The organism is Nocardioides pelophilus, assembly GCF_014180685.1.
Lineage (GTDB): Bacteria > Actinomycetota > Actinomycetes > Propionibacteriales > Nocardioidaceae > Nocardioides > Nocardioides pelophilus.
On the sequence record NZ_JACEHF010000002.1, the window covers coordinates 17,206 to 30,154 of the forward strand.

At 65.2% G+C, this 12,949-nt stretch carries 5 protein-coding genes; all 5 read right to left on the minus strand.

The window, feature by feature from the left end:
• Positions 1-297 precede the first annotated feature (297 nt).
• Positions 298-2,010 (minus strand): MrfA Zn-binding domain-containing protein, encoded by a 1,713-nt coding sequence (gene drmB / locus H0488_RS01065; protein ID WP_183097470.1) that lies wholly within the window; start codon positions 2,008-2,010, stop codon positions 298-300.
• On the minus strand, positions 1,997-5,218 hold the full coding sequence (locus H0488_RS01070; protein WP_183097471.1) for a helicase-related protein: 3,222 nt from the start codon (positions 5,216-5,218) through the stop codon (positions 1,997-1,999). Before H0488_RS01070 ends, drmB begins: the two co-directional genes overlap by 14 nt.
• Positions 5,215-7,002 (minus strand): UvrD-helicase domain-containing protein, encoded by a 1,788-nt coding sequence (locus H0488_RS01075; RefSeq protein ID WP_183097472.1) that lies wholly within the window; start codon positions 7,000-7,002, stop codon positions 5,215-5,217. Before H0488_RS01075 ends, H0488_RS01070 begins: the two co-directional genes overlap by 4 nt.
• Positions 6,999-11,771, minus strand: a complete 4,773-nt coding sequence (locus tag H0488_RS01080) for a DEAD/DEAH box helicase (protein WP_183097473.1) — start codon at positions 11,769-11,771, stop codon at positions 6,999-7,001. Before H0488_RS01080 ends, H0488_RS01075 begins: the two co-directional genes overlap by 4 nt.
• Before the next feature lie 111 nt (positions 11,772-11,882).
• A complete protein-coding gene (locus H0488_RS01085; protein ID WP_183097474.1) occupies positions 11,883-12,935 on the minus strand; it encodes a DNA cytosine methyltransferase in 1,053 nt (350 codons plus the stop codon).
• Positions 12,936-12,949 lie beyond the last annotated feature (14 nt).

The following is a 12,949-nucleotide window of genomic DNA, read 5'->3' on the forward strand; positions in this document are numbered from 1 at the left end:
AGCGGAGGACCGGCGGGCGGTCGATGAGCGCACGGAACTGATCGAAGCGCGTGCCCGTGCCCTGGCCGAGGAGGCAGCTGCGGCCCATGAGCCTTGGACTCGACGACTCGGACCGCGCCCCGTCGACGCGGGAGGCAAGGAAGCATGGCTCGACGCGGCGACGACGGTGGCGGCATACCGCGACCGCTACAAGATCACCTCCGACCTGCCGGTTGGCGGCGGAGCGAACCATGATGCTCAGCGCGCTGACCGCGGCCGAGCCCAGGCGGCGTTACGCGCGACGTCCGGGAGGAGCCGTCAGGTACCGAACGCACTGAACAGACCGTCGCCTGAGCCGACGCCGTCGCCGACGATGGACACCCTGTCGAGATAGATGTTGCGGTGTTCGCAGCTGGTCTCCGGAAGCAACAAGCACGCGTGGCATGCGGCCAGGTTGAGCCCGTCGCTCCCAGACGGCCCGGATTCACAGCACACCGGATCGTTCGAACACCAGCTCGCCCGGCTCATCGACGCGATTACGGCGTCTGCTAGCCGCTTTTCCGCTGCCAGCGCCGCCAGCCCTCCCAGACTGCCTGCGGCATCGGACGAGGCGGTGTAGATGAGAAGACCGGATTGGCCCGGCTCGGCGTAGATCCGTTCCCGGAGCGACCCGATGGGATAGCCGGCATCCAAACTCAGCTCTTGGAGTAGCGCGTGAGCGAGAGAGTGGATTGCGATGAAGCGTGCCGACGGCGCCTCGACGACGGGGGCCCCCGACTCGGTCGTGCGCTGCCGTAGCGACTGGCTCAGCATGGCATGGCGACGTTCGGCCAGTCTCTCTCCCTCCCACCCAGAGACAGCTTCCTCGTCCAGCCTGACGAAGATCCCTTCTCCGAGCACCTCGGTCGCTGGGAGCCAATAGAGCGGCGTAGCGCTCAACGGCGCGAGACGAGGACTCGTCGAGTCGGTCGGCATAGGCGTCACTCTGGAGAACCCGTGCAGCGAACGCACTTCGCGGAGTCTCGTCGCCTTCGAAACCTGGCGAACGATGCCCCGCAGGCGTACGTCGACATCGACCGGCACACACTGGAATGTATCCATGGCGCCACCGTCGTTCCCGTCGATCAGTGCGCGGTACTCCTCCTCACGAAGGTCCTTGTCCGTCGGCGGCTGGCCGGACTCGAGTCCCTTCCGTCCACGGACGACCTCGATGATTCCGTCGATAGAGAGGCCGCTTCGCCCCGCAAGCATCCCGGGCAGTGCGGCGCGCAACGCGTCTTCCGGGAGATGCTCGAGCACTGTCCAGTGCTTGGTCACAAACTGAGCGTTCGGGCTGGACCACGGTGGGATTGAGATGGAGGAGCGGACAGCGCCGAACCAGACGTTGGACGAACCGCGCTGGAGGGCTCGAAGCGGCTTGTCGCAGATCTCGTCCGGAGAGCCTGGGAGCCAGGGGCGCTTGCCTCCGCAGCGCTTGATCTCGGTGAGGGCGTTTCGGTTGAAGGACCCGTCGAGGTCGTGCGCGGGTACACCGCACGAGCAGCGAACGACGATGTCTGCCAGCGATGACGAGGCTCCGCGGGACTCAAGGCGCATCGTGTGGTCGCTCCCGCTCGTGTCGGCGCCGCGGTGGACCCACTGGAAGTAAGGGAAGTCCTCGATGTGGCCGTTCTCGCAGCAGGCCACGAAGCGCGAGGGAGTCAGATCCCGAGTGCAATCGGGACATTCCATCTTCCTGGCGTCGAAGGCCCAGAAGCGATCGAGACGCCTGCACTCCGGGCAGTAGTGGAAGAGCGGGAAGCGCACGACAGGGACATCGCCAGACCGTTTGCCGCTGGAAGGCGCCTTGAAAGTGTGGACGCCGAGAGAGCGAGCGAGGCGAGGCTCCTCGACCGACGGAGACCATTTGCCGTCCCACTCGTCAGTGCCGCACACCATGAAACTCTGGTCGCCGGCCGGGTACAGCGATCCGACGCCATACGTCGTGACGAGCTGACTCTGTCGGGCCTTCGGGCGATCAGTGGTCGCCATCGCGCACCGCCTTGGTGTGTCGGGTCGATATGATCTTGAGCGTGCTCTCGCGGTCCACGTTCCGGAGCGACATCAACGTCGGCCACGGAGGCTCGGCCGGCGGGAAGATCTCGGCTAGCGGTTCGCCCGTCGACGAGTCCATCCCCGAACTGCCCGCAGGAATGATCAGTCCTTTCACCTCCGGACCTTGTTGCGCCCACCGCGGGTACTGAAGTACGTCGGAGTTCTCGATCGCCGCCTCCCAGTGCTCGATGAGGCTGTCGAGGGCCTCTCTAACACCGTCGGCCGAATCGGGATCCACCCGACGGGCACGAGCGACGACGACCCCCGCCAGGTCGCCCAGTGCGTCGCTATCGACCGGCACGGATACCGCCTTGTCTCCCGCGGCCCCCGACACCAAATGCCTGGCGAGGATGACGAGGAGGCCGTGCAGCCCGCGATCGAGCGCGCGGGGCGCGAACGGCGTCGCGCCTGTGGCCTCGACCTGGCGGTAGAGCGCCCGGTGGTACGAGGTGAAGGACTCGTAATGAGACAGATCGCGAGAGCGCGACGCGTTGTAAAGGGTGAACACCAACCCTGGGCGGCTGCGCCCGACACGACTGGTCGCTTGAATGTATTCCGACGTCGTCTGCGGCTGACCCATCACCGCCATGAGTCCGAGTCGATCAACGTCGACGCCAACCGAGATCATGTTGGTTGCGAGAACGATGTCCGGCGAGTTGGGGTCTGGGTACGCAGTCTGAAGCGCGTCGAGTTCCTGCGGTATCTCGCTTGACTTCTTCCGAGACGTCAGCTCTCGTGGGTCCCGGGTTTCACGCTGCTCGTTGCCGCTTCGACGGGCTACGACCTTGACCCTGTCCCGAACGTCGTCGATGGACTGAATATAGGCGGCGCCCAGCACCCTCAGGCTGTTGAAATAGCCCAGGATCGTCCAGTATGCATCGCGGACTTCGTCGGAGGCATCGAGGTCCTTGGCGGCCTGGAGCGCGGCAGCGTAGGTGCGGATCAGCAACGTCGCGTGACTCGCGCTCGGTGCCATGAGTCCGACGTACTGCCTCGTGCCCTTGACATCAGGTGCGGCATCGACCGCGAAGAAGGAATCCTCGGCGTCCACCCCGGGAGGCGGGAACTGGCGTGCATCGCGGTCGAAGACCGCCCGCACTTGGTCCGCGGCGCGCCGGATGGTCGCGGTGGAGGCAACCAGCTTCGGTCGCGTGCGTGCTTGAGAATCCGTGGCGAGTTCGTCGATCGCCGTCTCGTAAAGCCCGACAAGCGTCCCGAGCGGGCCGCTGATCAGGTGCAGCTCGTCCTGAACGATCAAGTCTGGTGGGGCGTCGTGTCGGGAGCCGAACAGGGCACCGCTCCGCTCCCGCCACGCGAGCATCGCGAACTTGTCGACCGTCCCGATGACCAAGGAAGGCCGCACGTCGTAGACCTGTGAATCGACGAGGTGGACAGGCAATCCGTCACCCGACGCAAACCTGCAGGTCGCGTTCGGGCAATGGACGGTCACCCTGTCGCGACGCGTGTCCGCCTCGTAGTGCTCGGGTCCGAGCCTGGAACCGCACCACGGGCATCGCAGCAGCTGAATGGGATCCCCGAGATCGCCGGGATCCTCACCTCCCTGGCGCTTCCTGATCGCTTTGGCCGCGTCTTCCGTCTTGTTGGGTGTCGCCCCTTGTCCAACCCAAAGCCCGATGGAGAAGGGCTCCCAGCCATCCTGTCCGCCCTCTCCGGTGCGCCAGTCCTCAAGTGCGCAGATCAGACCGGCGGCCCGCTCGAATTGCTGGAGCGTTAGGAGTCGGAGCGTGTATCGCATCAGGACGCCGACTCCGGCGCCGTTGCCGTCCGCTCCGGCTCCACGGAGGCGACGGTGCACCAATGTGAAGGCAATCAAGCCGAGGTACGCCTCTGTCTTGCCACCGCCGGTAGGGAACCACAGCAAGTCGGCGAGATCGCGGTCCTCGGAGTTCGGGTCCGCGATTCCCTCGAGGTTCTGGAGGATGAAGGCAATCTGGAACGGCCGCCACGCGCCGACGACATCGTTCGGCGGAGCGGTCAGACCTCGCCGCACCATTTCCTGACGGGTCCTTTGCTGCTGCATGACGAGATTCATGACGCGAAATGCCTCGGCGGCGTCGGGGTCGCGGGCGAGTAGGTCGATACCGCGTCGCATGCGCCCGGCTGCCACCCGGGCGTCGGACAAGTGACCGCGAGCGGTAGCTGCGTGCGGTGGCGTCAGCGCCGGAAGCTTCTCGGCCTCGCGGTCGATCCACGACTCGTACTGCGAAACGAGCCGTTCAAGTGCGGAGCGAGAATCCCTTGCCGCGAGGTTCGGCATTTCCAGCCCATGGACATCGTCCCGATCGGCCTGAGCAAGCTGCAGATCGTAAGCGGGGAAGAACGTCGTGCCCACCTCGGCGACGTCGTCGTCCTCGTCCCAGGTGACAGCAACGCCATGCCCGACCGCGAGGTGGCGCTGCTTTCTGTACAGCAACTCGCCGCTGCGCTCGTCGGTGTCCATGTGATCGAGCAGGCGATCAGGCCGTCGGTCGGCGAGGGTTCCGTCCACAACCCGCACCCGGAGAGCCGGACGGAACCAGCACAGTCCATCGGACCGACCCTTCTCCGGCTTGGTGTGTGTGTTGACCAACACGACAGTGACGTTCACGACGCCGTCGATCGCTGGGCGCTGCACCGAGCGCAATTCGAGGCCGTCGACGATGGTTCTGGTGACAGATCCTGGGGCGACCTCGAAAGCCTCGAGCACTGGTCCGACTCCAACGCGCCGCCAATCGGTGACTCGCTTGCCGTAGGCGCGAGTTGCGACGCCCGTCTCGGGCGAGCCCTCCGCTGCCTTTTCCAGTGGCTCGTACCTATCAGCGACGACTTCCACCTCGAACGCGGTGGCGTCGGCGGTCATGCCGAAGGTCAACCCCATGGTCGAGGGGTAACGCAGGTGAGCGAAGGAAACTCCCGGGTCGAAGTCAGCGTCGGGGGCCGTGCCGCCTTCGCTGTCTGGATCCTCGTCGGCAACCTCGACGGGAGCGCTTGCCCCCTCGGCGGTGCGGGGGTGAAGGATTCCTACGATGAACCGTTCCAGAGGCTCCTCGTCGATGAGCTCGTCCTCGTTCGTGCCGAAGAGATCCGCGACCACCGCGTCGACCATGCGCTTGCGAGCTTCGTACCACGGGTCGAGCGTGCTCATTCGGCGGCTCCGTTCCAGTCGAGAGTGAGAAGTCCTGTGATGATCGGTGCGAGATAGAGGCCATGTCGCCACGGCGAGTCCGGCCGCGGGTCTGACGCTGCCGTGGCGATGGCTTCGACCTGTGCGCCACGTAGGTCCGGCCACGTGCCCCGTCGACGTTCGAGCGTCCCGATGCGGCTGGCCAGATCCTCGCCGAACATTCGCGATGTGCGGGCGATCGTCGTCCCGTTGTGCACGACCGCGTACACCGGGAGATCCAACGTCGACGGCTCTACGTCGAGACGCAGTGCCAGTTCAGAACCCGGCGCGACTTCGGAAACGATGTGGGCCTGGCTTGGTGCGGGATTGTCGAAAATCGGCTCGGTATCACCGATACCGATCTCGAATCCGAACGTCATCCAAGGCTTGTGGCCGCCCACGTACCACCGAGTTCGCCGTGCCGTAGGGCTGGTGGCCAGGCGAAGGTCTCGATCATCCGGGCCGTCCGCCCGAACGAGATAGCTCCGCGCTCGAGTCAGGGCGACGAACTGCGTGCGACGGACCTCGTCGATCTCGGTATCAGCCGCGGCCCTACCCCGTACTGGGAAGTCGAGAAGTACGACATTGTCGAACTCGAGACCCTTGGCCCGGTGAACGGTCGACACGACCACGTCCGCCACGGGGCTCTGCGCCAGGTCGGGAAGCAGGCGGCGGCCTGCTCGCACACGGTTCGCGATCGAGCTGACAGTGATTTCCGTGCCGCGAGCACCAACAAGACTTCTGAGTGCGCGCCAGGCGGCGGCTGCATCGACGTCTGGGCGCCTGTCCGAGATGAGTTTTTCGAAGTCTGCCTTGCTGACACTGTCAGTCGTGGAGTCGCCCAACGTCGCCGCTACCCAGCTGGCTGCGACCTGCTGGTGCGCGCTTCGACGGATCTCTACACCCACGCCCAGCCGTCGGAGTGCGCCGGCGGTTGCCAGTGCCTGGCCATTCGTCGCTGTGAGCAGAGCAGTCGAGCCCCGCCAGCTGCCAAGGAGATCGACGGCGTCCTCGATCTGGCCGAGGTGTATGAGGTCGGCGAAGAAGCCTTCGAGCGCCGACGCATCGCCGTGGGGGAGCGCCGCGTCGCGCAACCGCATAGCCGCTTGAGAATCGCGGCTTGACGCGCGGTACTGCCCTGTCAGTTCGCGGAGCGTTGGAGCGTGAGCTTCGGACACGGACTCCAAGAGCTGCGTAGACGTAGTGGTGGACGAGGCCCCGCGGCCACGACGTGTCTCTCGAAGCTGGAAGTCGTAGATCCCCTGAGCCGGATCACCCAGCAGGCTGAACCCGGCGTCGGCCGGCATGGCGGAAAGGATCGACCTGAGGAAGTCTGCTCTGACCCCGACGACGTCCTGGACCTCGTCGACGATGAGATGCTGAAGGTCGCCGATCCGGTCCCATCCGTCGTCGGCCAACAGACGCGTGGCTTCTTCTACTCGGTCGTCGAAGTCGAGGTCCTTGTAATCCTCGGTAGCGAGCTCTCTCAGAATCTCGGCGGCGAGCGAGTCCATCGTCTGGACCGAAACAGGTGCTGCGCCGTGGGCCCTTAGCCGGCCCTCCGCGGCGTTGACCGCCGCGTTCGAGAAGCTGATGACGAGGAGTCCGTCGACGGCATCGACGCCCGCCTCCTCTGTCAGATGTTCGATCAGCGCCGACACGACTTCGGTCTTGCCCGAGCCAGGGCCTGCAATCACGATCTGCCGCTCCTCCGGTTCGATCTGGACCGCCTCGAGTTGGCTCGGGTCCAGCGCGACATCCGTCATCGTTTGGTCCAGAGATACTCGAACTCCCTGAAGGCGAGCAGATCGCCGTACTGCTGGAAGTTGTCCTGAACGTTGACGATCAGCACCTCCTCCGAACCGCCGTTCTTCGGACCGCGAAGTCCACGACCGATCATCTGTTGGTAGACGTTCGGGCTGAAGGTCGGCCGCGCCACGTATACGGCTTGGACCTTCGGTGCGTCGAAACCTTGCGTGAGTACGTTGAAGTTCGTGAGCACCCTGATTCGGCCTGCCTTGAACTCCTCCACGTAGTGTCGCCGGGCCGCGGTCTCTGTATCCGCGGAGACTGAGACCGCTGGGATGCCCTGATGCGAGAGCAACGCTGCGAGAACTCGGGCGTTCTCCACAGACGGTGCAAACGCCAGGATCGTCCAGTCGTCAGGGAGTGCGGCGATGGAATCGACGACCTTCAACGTTCGAGTCAGGTTCGCGCCCAGGCGCTCGGCAACGGCCGGCGGCAGCCGCTTCATCTTCTCGATCTCGGCGATGTCAGACGCGGTCAGCTCGGCATCGCTTCCATCGAGGATCCGGTGTTTGACCTGTGCGAGCACTCGCATGTCTTGGAGTTCCTCGTATGGGTCTTCCTTGGTGAACGCACCACGATCCAGCCGATTTCCGAGATATCTGCCCGCCAACCGCTCGGTCTCATCGACCGAGGTGCCGCGGAAGGGCGTTGCCGTAAGACCGATGAGAGGCTTTCGAACCTCGCCCTTGCGCGGGCGCGCGCCGCGGCCGAGCCAGTCCAACACGCGTGTGTAGGACGAAGCGATCGACGTGTGAGCCTCGTCGATGACGACGACCGACGGCTGGCGCAGCCAGTCGTACTCGCCATTGGATCGCGTCACCAGAGAGTTGAGCTTGTCCACTGTTGCGATCACGAGCTGGAACGTCCCGGGTTCCTCAGGGACTTCGTTGTTCGCCCAGAGGCGGCCGAGACGCATCGGGACCTGCGGCCCGATCGCCCGCCACACGTACGTCCAGGTCTCGGCAGCCTGCTCGCAGAGCTCGTCCGTCTGGGCGATCCAGATCTGGGGGACGCTCGCAGGCACGTCGCCTTCGCGAACTGCATTCACAAGCGCCTGCACCGTCACCCGGGTCTTACCTGCCCCGGTGGGCAGAGAGACCATCCCGCGCTCGTTGCCGACGCCTCGAAGCATGCTCTTGATGCGATCGGTGACGAAGTCCTGATAATCGTGCAGTGGGCTGAGGATCGCGGGGCCGTCGATGACCTCCACCGCCGCGCGGCTGCTGCCAGGAAATCCCGCCCAGTCGGCAGGAAACCCGTGGTCGTGAACCCACTGACGGGTCCGGTGCCGTCCAGTCCACTCGCGGGGCGGTTCGAGGCCGCGTTCTTCGAGTGCGGGACGGAGCTGCTTGAGGATCGCGACCCCGTGCACCGAGCGCGCGAGGGAGGCGACGTCCGTAGGACTCGCTCCGCCCGTAGCCCCATCTAGAACTTCGAGCGCCTGAGCCGGCACGCACCTGCGGAGCGCGTCGACGCCGACCGCGACTACAAGCCTCTCGTCATCCGACTTGGCTTTCTTGATCTCAGTCCGCAGCTTGTTGGTGGCGGTCCGCTCCATCTGCTGCAGGACCTTGGCGATGGCTGCCGCATCCATGCCGAGGCCGAGCACACGTGAAACTTGAGCGATCTGCTCGGTGGGCTTGGTGGCGGTCACAAGGATCACGTCACCGTCGCGGCGCGCTTGGATCGGCGACGCTACCTGGCCCCGAGGCGTCGCGATCATCTTGACGAGCCTGGACGCCGGTTGGAGGCGCAGGTCTTGGTCGGCCGGATCCAGGCGCAGCTTCAACGGCGGATACATGTCGGTCAAGAAGACGGCTTCGCCCGATGTTTCGGCCACGATCTCCTCTTGAAGGAGGTCCTTGCCGCGCGGCATACCCCACGTCTCGACAAACCGTTCAGCGTCGTCGGCGTCCGCGACGAACAAGACGGGGATCTGCGCTTCCACCATCGATTCGTGCACAGCAACTTCGGATGTGACACCGATGTTCTTCGTCTCCACGGACTGCAATTGGCGACCGACTCGGACGACCAGGGAGTCACACTCGATGCGACCGGGGAGCCAGGCGTAGAACGTGGTTCGACGCTCGTCGTCTTCCGGACCTCGCCAGGTGTCTGCGATGGCTTTCAGGTCGCGCCAGTCCGCGGCGCTAAGCGTCTCCGGGTCCCTTTCGATTCCCAGCGCATTGGCCCACGCATCAGACACGTCGACTGCGGGCAAGATCGACGGGTCGATGCCCTCGCCGGCCAGCAGCGTGGAGGTAGGGCGTCGGACCCCGTATTCGGTGCGTAGCAGTCCGTGCTTGCGCAGGAACCACACCTCAGGAGGAATGACTGAGAACGTTCCATAGCTCGCGTTCGACGTGTGCTGTACCCGCCACCATGCGCTCACAGGCCGGGACATCAGATGCTCTGTCGCGGCCGCGATGCCTTCTGCGCTCAGTGTCCGAAGCGGGGCGAGTGGCCACGGGGGAGGAGATCCTTTCGTCCCGGCGGAGACTTGAATCTTCGCTGGGTCCGGCCGGCTTCCGCCTTTGGGCTGCTTGGCAATGAAGGCATTGCGCATGTCGTCCTCGTACACCGCGAACCACGCCTCGGTCGGCGCATGCATCCGCCACACGGGAGCGTCGACAGCGTCCAACTCGTGCAGGAGGTCTTCATCCCGGGCATGGAAGCGCGGGTCGATCAGACGGTCGCGATCCCGACTTCCGTCTGCCGGGATGATCCTGCCTGGCAGGAACACCTGCGGTATCGGCAGCCAGGTGCCGGCAGCCGTCCGGACTCGAACGTGACTCAGGAGGTCCTGCCCGAGGTCCTCACGCAGAATCTGGAGCGCAGTATCGCGCGGAATGTCGCGAAGCACGGCCCAGATAGCCGACCAGACGTTGTCAGGCGACTTAAGGGCCGCGGGTGTCTTCGCCTCGGCGAGCAAGCGGCGGAGCTCTCCGCTTCGGTCCATGACGACGATGCCGAGCTGACTCAACGCTTCCCGCACAGCAGGCAGCGCAGCGAGTGCCGGGTCCACGAAGTCGACGTCGGATGACGTGTCACCCGGGACGCGCACGAAGACCCGGCCCTTTGCCGGAGCACGGAATTCGCCGTTCTCAAGACGGATGATCTTCGCACTACGCACGTCGGCAGCGGCGTTGCGCACTCTCACCTCGGTCGACGCCGCGGCGTCCATCGCGACCCTGGCTGCAAGAAGGATCGCCTCCGCAGACGCCTCCACGGTCCCTGCGGAGACGAGCGCCTCCAGCCACTCGTCGATGCCCGAGTGAGTCGGAGCGTCCGATGAACCGCGCTCGTGCTGCATCAACCGCACGATCTTGTTGCGACGCTCGGGACTCGAGTAGGCACTGGGGTGCAGCCAGTGTTCGAGAGGTGCGTCCTTGATCCGCGCCCAATGCTCGAGCCATTCCGTCGGCGCGTCGCCGATCCACTTCACGTCCGCGGGCCGGCGGAGCGTGTTGGTGCCATCAGGCAGCGAGGGCACCCGCCGAAGCTCCCTGAAGATCGGGTCGTTGATCTCACGATCGACCCAGTTCCGGGATTCGAGCCCTCGCGCCGGCATCGCGTCCAAGGCCGAGACCGCGTCGTTGGTTCCGCTGAGGATCTGCAGCGCTTGGCCGACGAGCCCGGGAAGCCTCTCGAGCAACTCTATGTTGAATCCGCCCTCGAGGAGGCCCGTCCGATCGTCACTCAACTTCCACGGAGCGTTGATGAGCCCGGTCAGCGTGGTCTCGAAGTTGGTGGGGAAGTACGCCCAGAAGCGGCCCAGGCGATTGGAGCCGGGTGGGATCGGCAGGGCGTACTGAACTTCCACCTGTTGGCGGGACGCCACGTGCCCGCCCTCGCGTCGAGCCGAGCTGCTCGGTACGTGCAGCGCGCGCTTCACGACCCAGCGGGCCGAAACCCCGCCGGACTTGAGGATCACCGAGCCATCCGTTACCGCTTCTTGACTGATCGATCGATCAGCCGGGCGACCCGATGCCCCTCGCTTTGCAGCGGGGTCCGACTCTGCGAGGTTTCTGAGTCGTGCGCGCTTGATGTGCGCCGAGAAGAGGATGAACTCCGCAGGGAAGTCGTAGAGGCGGCGCGAGATCGTCTCGTACGAGACCGCCAGGGGTACGACAACCACGGTGCTCGCCCACTCCATGAGTTCGCGAAGGTTGTCGTCTCGCGCCGAGCCCTCGGAGATCGGGTCGAGTGAACGAGCCAGGCGCATCGTCGGGTACTGCTCGAACTCGTATCCCTCGTCTTTCAGCGTCTCTGTGGCCCAGGCCTTGTCGAAGCCGAACGACACGGTGCGGCTGAACACGCGCGGGCTGGTCGAAACAGCCAGGACCGACTTGAAACCGATGCCGAACTTGCCGATCTTGTCGTCGTCCTTGGACGAGATGTCGGATGCCATCACCGACCGCAAGCCGCGCTCGTCGAACGGTTCACCGTCGTTGGCGACGTACAGGGTGTCCTTGGTCAGAAGGACCTCGACGCGCTCGCCGCCCTTGCGCGCCGCGTCGACCGCATTCTGGAGAAGCTCTTCAAGCTGCCGGGTTGCGTACCCGCCCTCGGAGATCCGTCGCTCGTTGTTCGCGTCCTGCAGCACACGGCTCGGGTCCTCGGCGTAGACCTTTAGACAGACGTCGGTCTGCTCCCATACGACCTTGGCAAGGCCGTCCGCCCCGCGTTCCCAACCCTGCACTGCAACCCCATCGTGAGACGACATCCGCGAAGGCCGAACCTCCCGTCGACCAACGCAGCGAATCTATGGCAACCCGCCGACAGAAATCAGGGTTTGGCAAAGGAACCGGTACTCACCGGTGCTCAATCAGAGCACCTACACGGTCATGAAACCTGCGAGGTGCGCGGCGATAGCCTGAGCAAGCGGCACGGGTACCGCGTTGCCGATCTGTCGCGCGATCGCAGCCTTGGTCCCGCACCAAGCGAACGACTCGGGGAAGCCCTGGATGAGTGCCGCTTCGGCGTGAGTCAACGGCCGGTGCTCGCTGGGGTGCAGGAATCGCCCCTTCTCCGGCTTGAAGAACTCTGTCCGGATCGTCACGGCCGGCTTGTCCCACGAGAGGCGGCCCATGACATCCCCCGCGCCGCGGGTGTGCTTGCGCCAGCCGGGAGTCTGGAGTTCGTCGGGCAGGTGGAAGCGGCTTCCCCCTGGCGGGATCGCGCGATACCGCGCTATTGACAGCGGCGGAACGATGCGTGTGAAGTGCAGCTCGGGAAGTTTGAACGGCCCCGGTACCACCTTGCCGCGGAACTCCGTGCTCCGGCTCGGAAGGTCGTTGAGTTCGACCCGCGCATCGAGCCATGCGGGGAACGCATCGCCTAGGACCTTGCGGGCAGATTCGGGCGGGGGACCGATCGGCGAGAGCTCCCTGCGTCGGCCGACAACGACAGCTCGCTTCCGCGCCTGAGGAGCGCCGTAGTCGGCTGCATTCAGCACGAAGGTCTCAAGTCGGTACGAGGCCAGCACTCCTCCAGCCGAGGTCTCCGCGTGGAGACTCGCGAACTCGGTGGTCCCAAGAAACTGTGGGACGTTCTCGATGACGAAGAACGCCGGTCGTACGCGACTAAGCACCTCGACGTAATGCCGCCACAGCTTGTTGCGAGGATCGTCCGGATCACGCCGGCCCAGCGCCGAGAACCCCTGGCACGGCGGACCACCGACAACGACGTCCGCGGCCGGCATTGAGCCGTCGGCCCAGTCCGCGATGTCTCCGACGAACACGTGATCGCCGAAGTTGTGTGCGTATGTCGCGGCGGCTTGGAAGTCTGATTCCACGGCGGCGACAGGGGTGTACCTGCCGGACGCTTCGAACCCTGCGCTGAGGCCACCACAACCTGCGAACAGGTCGATGACGCGCAGCTTCCTCATGGCCCGGAGATTAG